Genomic DNA, 15105 nt, shown 5'->3' on the forward strand with positions numbered 1-15105 from the left:
CATCTACCCTCGTTTTCAGCGCTATGATTTTAACTTTATAAATGTTACTTCCGGTAATGTTTGCATATACTGAATAAACTCATTCTTTTCTTCTGACGATATATTTTTCAGCTGCATCCCTATCTTATAAACTATTTCTGTACCTTGCTGTGAAGTTTCCACTTCATATGAAAGTATTGGAATGCCTTTCACTTGTAGTGTTTCTAATATTTGTTGTACTGCTTCATGTTGACTTATACACATTTGCACCGTTATATTTTGCGGAAATAAAAATTGCACCTTAAAAATACGGCTTACAATCTCTAAACCAATTAAAACGAGAATCGTCGCTCCAATTCCTACTACATACATGCCAGCCCCAATTGCTAATCCAATTCCTGCTGTAGCCCATAAACCAGCCGCTGTCGTTAATCCTTTCACCGCCTGCTTTTGAATAATAATTGTACCTGCACCTAAAAACCCTACTCCACTAACAACTTGCGCTGCAATACGGCTTGGATCAAGAGCCATATGTTCTTCATTCATAATATCTGAAAAAGCATATTTCGAAACGACCATTATTAAAGCACTTCCTACCGCTACTAGGAAATGTGTTTTTAATCCTGCCTCTTTTGAGCGAATTTCCCTTTCAATACCGATTATTGCTCCTAACAAACCAGCAACACCGATTCGTATAATGAAATCAATATTTACACTCACGAGCCCTTCCCCCTTTCATTCATTATAGATAAATAAAATAAAAATTATCACACACATTGATTTATCGATATGAATGAATTTCATTAAAATACACTTAATACCTAGGTCATTTTATGTTAATATTTTAAATATTAACATAAAATGAATAACTTCTAGTTTTAAACATCCACTCATTTTCTTGAAAAACAAAGGTGGATTACATGAAATGAGGTTGAGAAAGTTCAGAAAACGCTTTCATTTTGTGTTGTAATTTTTTTATACATTCTACATAAATAAAGGAGCTTGCTAACAATGAACGTCTCTTTGATTACACCTACTACCGATTTACAAGACGAATACTTAGATTTTTATAACGAATGGAAAGATAGCGGTGAAACGATGATTCCGTGGGTTATTACAAAAGACCCTTCTAACTTCCCTGCTATGGTACAAGAACTACTCGATGCACATAACGGAATAAATCTTCCTGAATCTTGGGTACCAGATTCTACGTATTGGCTCGTTACAGATCATAATAGAATTGTAGGCGCTGTTAATATACGTCATAGTTTAACCGAACATTTATTTAACGCTGGCGGTCATATCGGTTATGGCATTCGCCCTTCTGAAAGAAGAAAAGGTTATGCTACGAAGTTACTAGCATTATCACTGGAAAAAGCGAAGCAATTAAACATCACGAAAGCACTTGTCGTTTGCGATGAAGTAAATACTGCTTCAGAAAAAACAATTTTACATAACGGCGGCCTTCGTGATGATGATTTCACTGAGGAAGACGGAAATGTAGTAAGACGTTTTTGGATTGAGCTATGAAGAAGTCATTGAATGAACATAATCTTGTTATAGAGAAATATAGTAAAAATAATGAGCTACAAGTAAAACAACTTATTGATTTATATAATGAAGAATCGTACGTATTTCACTTATTACGAGATAATAAAACAAAATGTGCGTATGTTGCCTACTATAAAAAAGATGTAGTAGGCATCTTTTTCACCTGGGGCAGTAACTTCCATCCATACTGCACATACTTTCGAATATATACGAATCCTTTCTATTCGGAGCTACACATTGAAAAATTTTTATTAAACGAGATTTCAAAAAGAGAAAACTTCAAACTACCATTACAAACCTCTATATGGGAAACATCAGCTCATTTAAAAGCGTTTTTTGAAGAACATAATTTTACGGAAATCCGAAGAACATATATGCCGATATTAGACTTACAAAAAATAGTTTCTATCGAGATAGTCCCTAATTCAAATTATCATATACAAACTTTATCGAACATCGTATCAAATAATAATTTATTAGAAAAACTAGCCTACTTAGTAAAAGAAAATTATGAGCAAACCCACCTAGCAAATCCCGTTGCCTCATTCCCACTACAAACTTGGCAAGAGATGATTTTAGCTGATGACGTACTACTAGATGGGAGCTTTCTCATTATAGATGAAGAGCATCGAATTATGGCATACTCTTTCCTCCATACATCAGAAAAGGATAATACAGTAGAACTAGGATGGTGCGGGACTCACAATACAGAAAATGTATCCTTACTGAAACTTCTCATTTTCAAACAAGCTATGTATGCAAATACACACGGTTATTCTTTCTTTCAAGGTGAATTCGATTCAACAAGTATATATGCAATGGAGATATTAAAATCTTTCCCTTTCAATCCTTGTACTACCTGGATTACGTATCAAAAAGAAATCGGAAGGTAATTATACACCTTCCGACTTCTTTTATGCTGTTTCTATTTCAAACTGTACTGTAATACCACTCGGGTCTACTACAGTAAATCCATTTAAAATCTCATTTATTCCATGTTGTTTTTCTATTAATCTTTCTTTCACTTCATCTAACGCTTCTTTATGCGGCAGTACTATCGTATACACTTTTAATCCAGTTGCATATGCCGGTGGGTACGGATTATTTACTCCGTTCCACGTATTTGCACCGATATGGTGATGATATCCTCCTGCAGAAATGAATAAGCAGTCATCCTCGCGTTGTTGTACTTCAAAGCCTACTGTATCTACATAAAATTCATATGACTCCTCTACATCGGCTATCCGTAAATGCACGTGTCCAACGACAGTATTAGCAGGTAATCCATCAAATTCATAATCAACAAGCGTTGCTAGTTCTTTTAAATCAAGCGGGGTACTTCCTCCTGGCCCTTCTCCCCATTGATCGCGCGGACGATCCGCATATATTTCAATACCATTTCCCTCTAAGTCTTGTAAATAAAACGCTTCGCTATACGTATGATCACTCGCACTATTAAACCTTGAAATTGGTAAAATTTCATTTGAATATGTATAACGTCCCTCTTGCTCAGCTGGACTATCAATTACATTCTTATTACGAATCACACCAAATAATGCCGAAGCAAACGCCTCACGAGTCGGAACTAAAAAGGCTACATGATATATACCAGTCGTACGCGGCTCTTGCAGTACCCCATCCTCTAACTTTTCAAGAACAAGTAACGTGTTCTTTCCACCTTTTCCAGATAAATACGCTTTATTCCCCTCTTGCTTAATTACTTCTAAACCTACAACATTCTCGTAAAAAGCAATTTGACGTTCTAAATTTAACACCTTAAATTCAACATGACCAATACGTGTTTTTGGATGAATTTGTACCATGAGTAACTTCCTCCCCAATTTCCTTTTATTTTTATATAAGTTGATGGACAATAGCCACATTCAACGAACATACTTTAATTTTGTTTTTTTGTAGCATCAACTTTCAGCCATTTTTTTGATATTTCGCTTAATGTCCCATCTTGTTCTAATTCTTTCAATGCTTTATTTATATCTTCTAACTTTTCGCTCTTTTTAGCAAATGGAAATGCAATCTCTCCCCATTTAAGTGGACCAAATCCTACTTTCACATTATCTAAATCTGCCTTTTTAATTGTTGTTTCTACTTGCACTTTATCATTATAGTAAGCATCTACACGACCAAGTCCCACTTCATTCAATTCTGCTGTTGGATCTTCTGAGAACGTTTTAATTGTAAAAGCATTATTTTTATTTAAAGCTTTTAATTCTTGTTCCCCGGCTGTACCAAGCCCCACACCTACAGTCTTTCCTTTTAGATCTTCTATCGATTTAATTGTATTATTATCTTTCTTCACCGCGAAAACAGATCCTGAATAAACATATGGAATTGAAAAGTCATATTTCTTTTTTCTTTCCGGAGAAACCGATAATTCATTTGCAATTGTATCAATACGACCCGAGTCTAATAAACCGAATAATCCTTCAAAATCAGAAACGTTCCATTCAACTTTATATCCAGCTTTTTTAGCAGCCGCTTCAATAATTTCAGCATCAAAGCCTTTTACTTTCTCACCCTCTTTAAAAATAAATGGACTACGACCTGCAGACGTCCCAACTTTCACTACTTTTTCATCTGTTTTTTTGCTCGCTGTATCTGAACCACAAGCAGATAAAAGCCCAACCGATACTGTTAATGCCAATGTTAGTAATAATGATGATTTCCTCATAATTTTTCCTCCTAAATAACGAAATGATTGCCTTCTTCTGAAGCATTCAATTGTCGTAAAAACTTTTTCGTACGCTCATTTTGTGGATTCCGAAAAATTTCTTCTGGCGTTCCCTGCTCTACAATAATGCCTTCAGCCATAAATATAATACGGTCCGCTACTTCTTTTGCGAAATTCATTTCATGTGTGACAATAACCATCGTTATATGCTGCCTTGCCAAATCCTTAATGACTTGCAATACCTCGTTCACTAATTCTGGATCAAGTGCAGAAGTCGGTTCATCAAACAATAATACAGCGGGATTTAAAGCCATTGCCCTAGCAATACCTATTCTTTGTTGTTGCCCACCTGATAACATCGTTGGGTAGAAATTTTCTTTTTCAGCTAAACCTACTTGTTTTAATATTTCTCTTGCTATTCTTTTTGCTTCTTCTTCACTTTTTTTCTGTACAACTGTTAATGGCGTTGTAATATTTTGCAATGCTGTTTTATTTTTAAATAAATTATAGTTTTGAAAAACCATTGCTGTTTTTTGGCGTAATTTTATTATTTCCTTTTTATAAAGCTTCTTCACATGAATCTCTAAATCTTCAATTCTAATACTTCCACCCTCTGGTTGTTCTAATAAATTTAAACATCTTATTAGTGTCGATTTACCTGAACCAGAAGGTCCAATAATGACTACCACTTCTCCTTTATTTACAGTAAGTGAGATTCCTTTTAGTACTTCATTACTCTTATAAGATTTATACAAATCACTTATCTCAATCACACATATCACCTCATCCTTGTTACAAATACGGTGCATCAAGTTTCTTTTCTAACTTTTTCTGTCCCCAGCTAATTACGATTGTAATAATCCAATATACAATCGCTACCGCTAAGTAACTTTCCATATAACGATACGATTGTGCCGCTAACATTTTCGCTTGCGCTAAAATTTCAGCCACCCCAAGTGCAAAAGATAACGAAGATTCTTTTAACAATCCAACAAAATTATTTCCAAGTGACGGTACTGCAACCCGAATAGCTTGCGGAAAGATAATCTGTCGCATAGCTTGTGCCTTTGTCATTCCAACTGATAAACAAGCATCCATTTGTCCCGATTCGACAGCATTTAATGAACCTCGAATAATTTCTGACAAATACGCTGCATTATTTAAACTGAGACCAATTAAAGTCGCTTGCATCGCTGTAAGTACTGTAAAGGTTGGGAATATTTGCGGCAATCCGAAATACAACACGAACAATTGAACTAATAAAGGTGTTCCTCTAAAGAAAGATATATATACTCTTGCAATAGAATATAGAAATTTCGTTTTGTTTTTCGTTATGATCGCCAAACCTATCCCTATAACAAAAGAAATAATCATTGAAACTACAGTAATTCCTAAAGTTATGTATACATACTTAAATAATTGCGGAAAACTTTCTAAAAAATACGTTACATCAAACTTCACTCTATCCCCCCTCTCTAAATAAAAAACTCTTCTTACACATATAAGAAGAGTTGAATGTTAATCCATTTCCCCTCATCTTCCAAACGCTTCATACGTTTGCTGGACTTAGCACAGTACTTTTATAGCCTGTTGCTGAGATTTCATCGGGCCAGTCCCTCCATCTCTCTTGATAAGAAAACTAATAAATTTTTCCATTTATTTAGTTGTTATTATGAAGAATACAATTAATAACTAATAATGTCAATATGAAAACTAAGAATTAAATTCGATAAAGTGAAACTTTAATCAGTGGGGGGTTCTTCATCCCCCACCTAACCTTCTTTGCTTTCGCTGAATTTTGAGGTGGGGGGTCTTACTGCCCATTAAAGCCGGATAAATTCCCAAACATCTTGTTCCTCACATTCACCTAGTCTTGAAATGTATCACTAATACTGGATAAACTACACAGAAAAAGCCATTATTTCTATTGTTAGTAGAAATAATGGCTTTTTCTAGATTATGATTCTTATCGCATTTTATGTACTTCAGCAACTAACTTTCCGCCCTGAATACCCATATAAAGCTTCACAGGTGCATCATTCGTGTTTTCAAACACTAAGTCTAAGTATGGATATGCAATTGTAGCATCTCTTCCTTGTGGAACGTAACCTACCGTTTTAGAATGTGTTGTTCTCTCTACCATTTTCAAACCAGCTTGATCTGCTGCATTGTATAATGTTGATGATGTTTGACAAACACCACCGCCATATCCATCTACTAATTTACCATCTACAATTTCTTTTCCTAATTGATATCCTTTATCTGGCGTTGTATCACCAATTAATGCATTGAAAGAGAAACGGTCTCCTTTTGCTAATACAACTCCATTTATGCTCGCTGCTGACAAACGAATATTTTCAATACGGCCACCTGTTGAGCCACCTAAATTCGTTTCATATCTACCAATTACCGTACCACTTCCTTGCGCATCACTTAATGTTGCAGTAGGCTTCTTCTCAACAATAGGTAATTGATAGGAAGAATCCCACATACCTACGTTTAATAATTTATCTACTAATTCTTTTTCCATTAATTCATAAGAAGGTTTCCCTTCTTGCCAACTTCCATCAGATCCTAGACGTGAAGGGACCATCTTTTTGTCAACATTTTTTCCAACTTCCCTAGCAACCTTCTCAACTGATTTTTTAAATTTCGCTTCATCTTCAAAATAACCTAGACTCGACAAATCTAGCTTTTTCACTTCCGTACCTGTACGACCATCTACTAAACTAATAGAATCCTGTACTTCTGCTTTAGCCTCTACCGTGTGGCCACCAATATCACTTACTAATGCAACATCACTTACTTTTGTACCACAGCCACTCACTACAGCTACACATAAAACCCCAACTAATATACCCTTTACTTTACGGAACAATATACTCTCCCCTTTTCCCCAATACTACTTTTATGTATTATTTCATTTTTATGTATGTTTTGTTACAATCATTTTACAATATATTTATAAATTGTTACAAGTTATTTTTTACTCTATATAAATTACTCTTTTCTTTTCCAAATGTCTATACATATTTACATAAAAGTTTGAGTTTGATAGAATTGTAACCTTTACGTAACCTCTCCCTATTATCCAGTATATACCATAAAACGAACGAAATACAAATGTAAAACTCCATATTCGTATTTATAAAAAAACATCCTGTGAACATAAATAGGTATTTGCCGTGCCACACTCCGCTTTTACACATACATTATGGTGAATTAACCTATTTTAAAGAAATGGAGGATGTTTTTATGTACCCCTACAATCCATACGATCCATATAACCAAACTGGTTATCAACCTCAATATGATTTACAAGCACAATACCAACAATATATAGATCCAGTAGAACAAGTTAATCCATATGATCAAACTCGACAATTCCAACTTCCAATCTCTTTTCCTGGTGCTGGAAACCGTCAATTAGAAAGACGAGTAAATGAGCTTGAACAAAGAGTACGTCAATTAGAGAACACGGTTGAACGTCATACACGTAGATTAAACCGCTTAAACCAACGTTTACGTACAGTAGAAAACAGACTGAACATTCCATTTTCAGCATTAGAAGACGGATTTTAATTTCGAAAATAAAAAATATATGAAGGAAGGGGGCTCCCCTTCCTTATATAAATTGACGAAAGTTTTTTCCATCTCTATACTGATAAGAGTTAATGAAATGAAACAAGGTGATAAATATGGATTTTGAAATAAATTATCTTTCCTTTTATGTTGTACAAGTAGAAGGAAAAGGTGAAGCTGTTGATAAACGCTACAAACATTTTCAAACATTAGACGCTGAAGAGTATGAAGATAGCTCCTTAAAAGAATTTTTGAATGGAGAATTATTAAAAATTTCAAAGCGAAAAGTAGAACGTCATGCGAAAACAGAACAAGCTCCGACAAAGATCGGTCGCTTTATTGTAGAAGAAGGGCACGAACTTGATTCAAACCCTCATTACAACTTATTTAATCGCATCCGCTTTGCAGAAACGAAGGAAAACTTCAAAGATATGAGCGAACCTCTCGTTTATACATATCTTGACACAAGTGCTGTGCGCGGTGGTGTATTTTTAATTGCGCAAGCAAAACTACGCAAATACTTTGATGATCCATTCGTCTTCGTTATGAAATGTGACTTCGAGCCAAAAGTCGCTTCTATTTCCGATGAATCCACACTAATTCGTAACGTTGAAATGGCCATCACAACAAAAAATATGAAATCTATCCAATATCCGTACATGCCCGAAGAAGGTATGGTCGAAGTGGGCGAGCTAAAAATTCACCAAGCATCACACGCCCGTTACTTTGAAGACTTCTTAAAATTCGTCGAATACGAACGCTCTATGCCTGAAATTATGAAAACACAAGTAATGGACATGGTATACGACCAAATTGAAGATGTATTTGAAGAAGGTACGGAAGAGCGCGAACAATTCGACCAAGCGATGGAAGTATGGGCTGCCAGTCCAAAACGCGAAATTATGGAACAATTTTCAACCGAAGAAGTAATGGAAGCTACCGCTCAAATCGTCGAGCACGCGCCTGAAGTGGAATTAAAACTAAAAGCAGACCATATCTCTGTAAAGGCCCTGCTTGCTGATTTCGGGGATCAAATACATATCGCAAAGGTAAATGACCGATACGTATTAATGATTGAGGCTGATACACTTACATTTGAGAAAGGCTTCTCTCCAATTGAGTTTCTGAAGCCAGATGAATTGCAAGACGTAATTGAGCGCATTGAGAATAAGCAGCAGTATTCTTATGATCCGAACGGGATTGAATAAATTCTTCTATATACCTATTTTTACTGAGCGCTATTAACAAAAGATCTTTTATTTAGGACATATTTGAAAGTTATGTAAAAAACCGATTCTACTAAGAATCGGTTTTTCTGCTTTATAATAAAATATGCTTATTTTTGATCCAAGAGGACATTTGTTACAGAATCAAGTAGATTACTTCCTTATTACACAAGCGTATTGCCAATAGAAGGACTTACTTCAATATTTCTAGTTGAACAAGTCCGTCTATACATTTTTTATGTTTTCTTTTTAGTCACTATGTATGTTGTTCAAGTGAAAATTTCACTTCACTACCTCAAATTTATTGTAATCGTAGAAAGATAATTGAAAACGATATTCTGGATGCTCTCTCACCCAATCGTAGGCTTCTTCTAAAATTTCCATTTTATTTTGCAAGTCATTCAATTCACTACATTCGTTCCTTTTCTGTTTGCATAGCGGACAGAATCCATTCACTATTTCAATACTCGTCGCCCTAATCGTTTTATTTTCTAAGTCAACTACTAAACGAAGAATAAAAGAATGCTCTTCTTTTGTAGTCACCGTCATTTCAGCAATCCCATCCTCATTCCAAAAGACTCCGTTTAATTCCATCTGTACGTTGACGTCTTTAATATCTAAGTCTATCACTATCACACCTCCCTTGTGTAAAACTCATCTTTTACTCTTCGATTTTAATCTTTAATACACCACGCTTTAAAGATATATTAAGCTTTTTCCAATTCTTCTTCTTTGCTATGAAAGGAAGTGTAATTACCGCTAATAGCGTGGTAAATATTATCCCAAAAACTAAAACTGTTACAATGTTAAAGATTGCTTCCATTCAACTTTACCCTCTTTCATTTCTATGGGCTCTAATTTTATGAATATATTAAAAAATTTCTTACCACACCATAAATTTCAAAGTAGCACAACAAATCAATTCCTATTTATCTGAATACTTTATTCATCCATCAATACAATGACAGTAAATTTATGTAGCTACAAATAGAGAAGAATGTCATTTAACCTCTGCATTCTTCTCCATCTCAGCCAAATACCTAATCTGCCTTTCCGCTTTTCTAACCGCCGTACGAAAATGTTTTTTCAGAAGTTCTATTGTAGGTTCACTTATATAATATCTTTCCATTATACTTTCCCACGTGTCACTACTTTCAAATGTACTCCAAACGAAAGGACGCTCTGTATTTTTTCTCATTTCTTTAAATACCCATTTTCGCATCTTTTTTTTCGCTTTTTCTGTTAGTTTTCCGTTCTCTACTAGTTCAAGTTCACCATGCCTTTTATACCTTTTAGTAATATCTCTCTCGCTATATGCTTTAAGAAGTATGTTCGCTGTATTCTCAGCATCCGCTAAAGCACGGTGCTGCTTTCCTTCCCATGTTAAACCGAGTTGTTCTACTGCAGATTGTAAACTCGGTGTATGCTCAAATAATTCTTCATACGCTTGGAAAACAAACTTTTGCAAATCAATTCTTCTTTCTTTTTCCATACACGGGCAATCTACACCATGTAACGTACAATCATGAACTAGAAACCGATAATCTTCTTTTCCCCATGTAACAAATATAGAATCTTCTCCGATAAACTGAATAAATTTCTCTATAATTTGCGGAAATTTCTCTACACCCATTAAATCTTTCTTTGTAATTCCCGTTAATTTTGTCGTATGGCGAGTAAGCCTAGCACCCGGTTTTACTAATTCCGAAAATTCTCCAATTACCTTCATTGTACTCGCTTCTATTTTTACAGCCCCGATATCAACTATCTCTGACGGGTCGTCTGATTTATACGGCCTAAAATTTCTCTCTATATCAAACACAATAAAATGTGTAGTGTTTTTCAATTTTTTTACCTCTTTCTAAGTTCCTTTTCACACACATACTTTATTTTCAGTATTTATTTATTCATACACTTTATGCATGTAATACCTTGTCTAAAAAACAAATTCAATCTCATTACTATATGTACATAGGGGGTTATTCAGTAAAAACGCAAAAAAAAAGAAGGGCAAGCCCTTCTTTTTTCCACAATTACTTCTTGTTAACGTTAGTAGCTTGAGGTCCACGGTTACCTTGTTCTACTTCGAAAGTAACTTCTTGACCTTCTTCTAAAGTTTTGAAGCCTTCGCCTTGGATAGCTGAGAAATGTACGAATACGTCTTCTCCGCCTTCAACTTCGATGAATCCGAAACCTTTTTCTGAGTTAAACCATTTTACTTTACCGTTTTGCATGAAAAAAATCCTCCTACAATGTACCTATATGTACATATTCATTTTCAACCACTTTACAAAAATAAGTCAGACATTAAAAAAACTGCAACTCTGAGGAGATTTAACATTGCTATCCTCCTCGGAAGTTACAGCTCATTTAAATCTCTATATTATTAAAAGTAAAATGGTTTAAATATAATATATCATATCAATATAATAAAAGCAAAGTTTTTTTTACTATACAACTTTTTTCTTCCATTGCATTGCTTTTGATTCACCTGATCCAGCTACAACATAGCCTTCTTTTTCGTTCACGATGCGCCAACCATGCCCTTTAACTGAGTCACATACTGTAACAATTCCTTCTTCTAGAAGTACACGACAAACTGTACTAATCCCCGCCTTATTTTGCGTTGACGTTGTATATAGCACATGTTGATCTACACTTAAGTCTAAATAGCTACTTGCTTTTTGCTCACTTTGACATGTGTGCCAATATGTTTTTTCACTCTCTATACTTTCATCTATTTTACAAAAAGAAATATTACCGCTAATCCCCTTGCACGACCCACTGGCTGCTACTAAATAAGAATTGTGTAAAGTCAACGCTGAAATCATCTGATTCATTACGATTTTAATCCTCTTTAATTTACGTGTCTCCAAATTAAAGAGCCAAACACCACCATATTTAGTATGTATTTTCGTACCAATAAATAAGTAATGTTTATATAAAAACAACGATCGAATAGATGGTGCCCCGCCACCATACTCAAGAAATGGATGAATGGTTTCCCATGTCGAACCAAAATCATTCGAATGATACAACGTTTTATCTCCATGAGCAATGACAGTTCCTTCTATATTACTACACACATTCCAACTCGTTGCCTTTGTTGGAAAACGTTGAACCGTCCAATTCTCCCCACCATTCATACTACGAATAAAAATTCCTTCGTCACCTACACCATACACTACATTATCTTCGCTATGTAAATCCCTAATTCGTTTTTGAAAACCATTTAAAATTTGTTTCCATTCTCCGTCTTGTTCAATAAATAAACCATTATATGTAGTAGCTAACATAAGCTTTCCATCTCTTAACTTTGTAATAGCGGTCGCACTTAACATTGTCTCCACGTTGACACTCCCATTCTTAGAACTTCTCAGCAAATGCAATTGCAAAATTACTGCATTTTTCAACATCCTCTTCATCTTCTGGAGCTAGTTCGATTTTCAACCCTTCTTGTACAAGCTCTGCACCGCGCTCTACAAGTCTTTCTTCAAATATCGTTACCGCTTCACAAAATAGTTCATACGCCGTATCACCTGATCCGAATACCGCTGCTTTCTTCCCTGATAAATCTATATTTTCTAAGTCATCATGGAAATCTTCCGCTTCAAATGGCAATTCCCCATCTCCCCACGTATAAGACCCTAAAATGATTCCATCATAAGCTAATAACTCTTCAGCATCCATGCCTTCCATTTCTTGCAATACTACTTCATGATCAAAGGCATCTAAACTAACTTTAATTAAATCAGCAATACTCTCTGTATTTCCTGACATACTCGCATAAGCTATTAAAATTTTCGCCACTTCGGCATCCCCCTCTTACAATAAATGATTCTCATTCTCATTATATTAATAATGAGAATCAATTTCAATTATATTTTTATTTATTCCATATAAAAAAGCACAGATGACTATACAATCATCTGTGCTTTTTATTACTTTTTAAAAATACCAAACGGCTTTCCAACTGGTAAAACAACTTTTCCAAAGTGTGTGTTTAACACTGCTGCTGCTGAACCATAGAAAGATAATAATGAAATAAGAAGTTCAGAATATGCTGCTAAATTATGCATTGCATGCGGCATAACACCTAAAGTACTTAATGAAAGACCAATAAATAAGAAATCAATAAGAACGAAAATCATAAATAATACTTTATGTGTTTCCATTGCACCAATTGTCATAAAGATTGTGAAAATCAAATATCCGATAAAGGCTACACCAAGCTGTTTTGAATCTGCAGCTTGTGCTAATTTTTCGCCAAATACTCCAAGTTGAATTAACCAAGTCATTCCAACACCTAGCCAAAATAGACCGTATGCACCGAATGCTGTTGTACCGAATGTATTGTTATGCTTTGCATCGTGAATGCAAGCAAAGATTTGTGCAAATCCTCCTAAAAAGATTGCCCATGGTAATACTAGTGAAACGCCATCTGTTAAGCCTAACTTTTGAGATGATGCTACAAGTGTTACCATCGCTAATCCAAATAGACCAATTCCAGATGGATCTGCTGTTGTCATTTTCACATGATGTGTAGTTGTTTGATTGCTCATATAAACCTCCTGATTATAAACATACTCGAATACAATACTTAAATCAGAAGACTATGTCAATGGTTTTTTTTGTATGTTGTCAGACCTTATATTTTATAATGTTCTAATATACTTTCAACCACTTCATACGGTTTTATATTCACTTTTTCCAACTCATATATCGGCAACCATAACGGAATATAAATCCCTCTATCTTTCATTTCGAATTCTTCAGCTTTACCACTTCCAAAAACTCCACCTACAATATCGGCATTAAAATAATACTCCGTACTCTTATACTCCACCTTTGCAATTAAATGCTCCACTTTTATATGTACCCCTAATTCTTCAAAAATTTCTCGCCTTGTTGCTTCTTCAGGTGTTTCTCCTTCTTCGATTCCTCCGCCTGGAAAAACATAGTACGTTTCATCTTCTCGAATACGTTTTATAAGAGCTATTTTTCCTTTCTGCACAATGATAGCCGCGCCGCGATTTCTTATCATTTTATTACCTCAATACCAATCGCAACTGTTCCCCACTTTTGTTCTTGTTCTTTCGTATATATTTTGTATGTACTTTCTAACATTTCCTCTAAACTATCATTTTCACAATCCAATAATTTTTTATCAATTTGTTCGTACATTTCTTGAAAGTTTTCGTATCGTTTTATCTCCGTTACTTTTACAGCCATCGTTGCTGCTGTCGTAAGGTTCGTAAATATAATATGATCGCCTTGTTTTATGAGGTGACGTTTTTTATCGTATAAGCGCACTTCATACACTTTTTTTCCTGATTGAATTGACTGAAAAGGTTTATTATATAATCCCATCTCATATCTCATACATTCCACTCCCATTTATTCATTTTACTTATTAACACTGGTCACCTTACTACACCTTGCATATAATATTCCACGCTTATTTCTTGATTGAGAAAGAAGGTTGAAGAATCATGTTATATTTAAATCAAAAACCTGAATATAGTAAGTATGATATCGGTGATTATACTTATAGTAAAGTAGGTCCAACTATTTTTTCTTGGAATGATGAAACGAAATTAAAAATAGGTAAGTTTTGTTCATTAGGAGAAGACGTTGTTTTCATACTTGGCGGAGAACATCGCGCGGACTGGATAACGACTTATCCATTTAACGCTCTTTTCAGCGAAGGAGCCCATATTACTGGTCACCCCTCTTCAAAAGGTGATATCGTAATCGGCAATGATGTATGGATTGGTTATCAATCCTGCATTTTATCTGGTGTTACAATTGGTAACGGTGCCATTATTGGTGCCAAAAGTGTTGTTACAAAAGACGTCCCTCCATATGCAATTGTGGCTGGTAATCCAGCAAAATTTATTCGATATCGTTTCCCGCAAGAAACAATTGACAAACTAGAGAATCTTGCATGGTGGGATTGGGACATTTCTGTTATAAAAAGAGCGATTCCATTACTACTCTCCGACAAAACCGATGAATTTTTCACCTCGCCCGAAAAAGAATCTACATGATTCATGCAGAAAGAGCATCCTTCTCTTA

General features: G+C 34.9%; 20 protein-coding genes and 1 riboswitch. Of the genes, 5 read left to right on the forward strand and 15 right to left on the reverse strand.

What is annotated here, in order from left to right; all coding sequences use genetic code 11:
- Window positions 1–21 precede the first annotated feature (21 nt).
- The gene (locus ACTFRN_RS00280; protein WP_000115701.1) at window positions 22–699 is read right to left on the reverse strand and encodes an MgtC/SapB family protein; all 678 of its coding nucleotides are present in this window, start codon (window positions 697–699) and stop codon (window positions 22–24) included.
- A gap of 291 nt (window positions 700–990) precedes the next feature.
- On the opposite strand from ACTFRN_RS00280, the gene ACTFRN_RS00285 reads away from it, so the two are divergent.
- Both ACTFRN_RS00285 and ACTFRN_RS00290 read left to right on the forward strand, forming a co-directional pair.
- Window positions 991–1509, forward strand: a complete 519-nt coding sequence (locus tag ACTFRN_RS00285) for a GNAT family N-acetyltransferase (RefSeq protein WP_001103098.1) — start codon at window positions 991–993, stop codon at window positions 1507–1509.
- Window positions 1506–2423 (forward strand): hypothetical protein, encoded by a 918-nt coding sequence (locus ACTFRN_RS00290; protein WP_049113237.1) that lies wholly within the window; start codon window positions 1506–1508, stop codon window positions 2421–2423. The genes ACTFRN_RS00285 and ACTFRN_RS00290 overlap by 4 nt, the downstream gene beginning before the upstream one ends.
- A gap of 21 nt (window positions 2424–2444) precedes the next feature.
- Here ACTFRN_RS00290 and ACTFRN_RS00295 read toward each other — a convergent pair whose 3' ends face one another.
- The 5 genes from ACTFRN_RS00295 to ACTFRN_RS00315 form a co-directional block, all read right to left on the reverse strand.
- Window positions 2445–3353, reverse strand: a complete 909-nt coding sequence (locus ACTFRN_RS00295) for a VOC family protein (protein ID WP_074567557.1) — start codon at window positions 3351–3353, stop codon at window positions 2445–2447.
- 74 nt (window positions 3354–3427) lie between these two features.
- Window positions 3428–4219, reverse strand: a complete 792-nt coding sequence (locus ACTFRN_RS00300; RefSeq protein ID WP_001232341.1) for an amino acid ABC transporter substrate-binding protein — start codon at window positions 4217–4219, stop codon at window positions 3428–3430.
- A gap of 11 nt (window positions 4220–4230) precedes the next feature.
- Entirely contained in the window at window positions 4231–4992 is a 762-nt protein-coding gene (locus tag ACTFRN_RS00305) for an amino acid ABC transporter ATP-binding protein (RefSeq protein ID WP_074567558.1), read from the reverse strand.
- A gap of 19 nt (window positions 4993–5011) precedes the next feature.
- The gene (locus ACTFRN_RS00310; protein ID WP_000667175.1) at window positions 5012–5680 is read right to left on the reverse strand and encodes an amino acid ABC transporter permease; all 669 of its coding nucleotides are present in this window, start codon (window positions 5678–5680) and stop codon (window positions 5012–5014) included.
- Window positions 5681–5749: 69 nt separating this feature from the next.
- A riboswitch (SAM riboswitch) is annotated at window positions 5750–5856 on the reverse strand.
- Window positions 5857–6185: 329 nt separating this feature from the next.
- Window positions 6186–7097: a VanW family protein gene (locus ACTFRN_RS00315; protein WP_000488988.1), complete on the reverse strand. Its 912-nt coding sequence runs from the start codon at window positions 7095–7097 to the stop codon at window positions 6186–6188.
- Window positions 7098–7459: 362 nt separating this feature from the next.
- Between ACTFRN_RS00315 and ACTFRN_RS00320 the strand changes: the two genes are divergently transcribed.
- Window positions 7460–7801: a hypothetical protein gene (locus ACTFRN_RS00320; RefSeq protein ID WP_001997954.1), complete on the forward strand. Its 342-nt coding sequence runs from the start codon at window positions 7460–7462 to the stop codon at window positions 7799–7801.
- A gap of 116 nt (window positions 7802–7917) precedes the next feature.
- Window positions 7918–9009, forward strand: coding sequence for a DUF3900 domain-containing protein (locus tag ACTFRN_RS00325; RefSeq protein WP_000345047.1), 1092 nt, complete (start codon window positions 7918–7920; stop codon window positions 9007–9009).
- A gap of 300 nt (window positions 9010–9309) precedes the next feature.
- Here the strand turns inward: ACTFRN_RS00325 and ACTFRN_RS00330 are convergent, their stop codons facing one another.
- The 9 genes from ACTFRN_RS00330 to ACTFRN_RS00370 all read right to left on the reverse strand — a co-directional run bounded on the left by ACTFRN_RS00330 (window position 9310) and on the right by ACTFRN_RS00370 (window position 14409).
- Complete coding sequence (locus ACTFRN_RS00330; protein ID WP_000566101.1) at window positions 9310–9657, reverse strand: hypothetical protein; 348 nt, start codon at window positions 9655–9657, stop codon at window positions 9310–9312.
- A 31-nt stretch (window positions 9658–9688) separates the two neighbouring features.
- Window positions 9689–9850 carry a hypothetical protein gene (locus ACTFRN_RS00335; protein WP_000387289.1) on the reverse strand — a complete coding sequence of 54 codons (162 nt, stop codon included), beginning with the start codon at window positions 9848–9850 and terminating at the stop codon, window positions 9689–9691.
- A 177-nt stretch (window positions 9851–10027) separates the two neighbouring features.
- The gene (locus ACTFRN_RS00340; RefSeq protein WP_074567559.1) at window positions 10028–10873 is read right to left on the reverse strand and encodes an exonuclease; all 846 of its coding nucleotides are present in this window, start codon (window positions 10871–10873) and stop codon (window positions 10028–10030) included.
- A 187-nt stretch (window positions 10874–11060) separates the two neighbouring features.
- Window positions 11061–11261, reverse strand: a complete 201-nt coding sequence (gene cspB, locus ACTFRN_RS00345; protein WP_001179150.1) for a cold shock-like protein CspB — start codon at window positions 11259–11261, stop codon at window positions 11061–11063.
- Between the two features lie 216 nt (window positions 11262–11477).
- Window positions 11478–12377 (reverse strand): WD40/YVTN/BNR-like repeat-containing protein, encoded by a 900-nt coding sequence (locus ACTFRN_RS00350; protein ID WP_074567560.1) that lies wholly within the window; start codon window positions 12375–12377, stop codon window positions 11478–11480.
- 16 nt (window positions 12378–12393) lie between these two features.
- Window positions 12394–12837: a flavodoxin gene (locus ACTFRN_RS00355; protein WP_001062754.1), complete on the reverse strand. Its 444-nt coding sequence runs from the start codon at window positions 12835–12837 to the stop codon at window positions 12394–12396.
- 131 nt (window positions 12838–12968) lie between these two features.
- Window positions 12969–13589 carry an acetate uptake transporter gene (locus ACTFRN_RS00360; protein ID WP_000070938.1) on the reverse strand — a complete coding sequence of 207 codons (621 nt, stop codon included), beginning with the start codon at window positions 13587–13589 and terminating at the stop codon, window positions 12969–12971.
- Window positions 13590–13675: 86 nt separating this feature from the next.
- Entirely contained in the window at window positions 13676–14071 is a 396-nt protein-coding gene (locus ACTFRN_RS00365; RefSeq protein WP_000620839.1) for an NUDIX hydrolase, read from the reverse strand.
- Window positions 14068–14409 carry an ASCH domain-containing protein gene (locus tag ACTFRN_RS00370; protein WP_001268350.1) on the reverse strand — a complete coding sequence of 114 codons (342 nt, stop codon included), beginning with the start codon at window positions 14407–14409 and terminating at the stop codon, window positions 14068–14070. The genes ACTFRN_RS00365 and ACTFRN_RS00370 overlap by 4 nt, the downstream gene beginning before the upstream one ends.
- A 110-nt stretch (window positions 14410–14519) precedes the next feature.
- Between ACTFRN_RS00370 and ACTFRN_RS00375 the strand changes: the two genes are divergently transcribed.
- Window positions 14520–15077 (forward strand): CatB-related O-acetyltransferase, encoded by a 558-nt coding sequence (locus ACTFRN_RS00375; protein ID WP_000966314.1) that lies wholly within the window; start codon window positions 14520–14522, stop codon window positions 15075–15077.
- Window positions 15078–15105: the final 28 nt, after the last annotated feature.

It is taken from the genome of Bacillus cereus group sp. MYBK245-2 (assembly GCF_051916145.1).
Classification (GTDB): Bacteria; Bacillota; Bacilli; order Bacillales; family Bacillaceae_G; genus Bacillus_A; species Bacillus_A pacificus.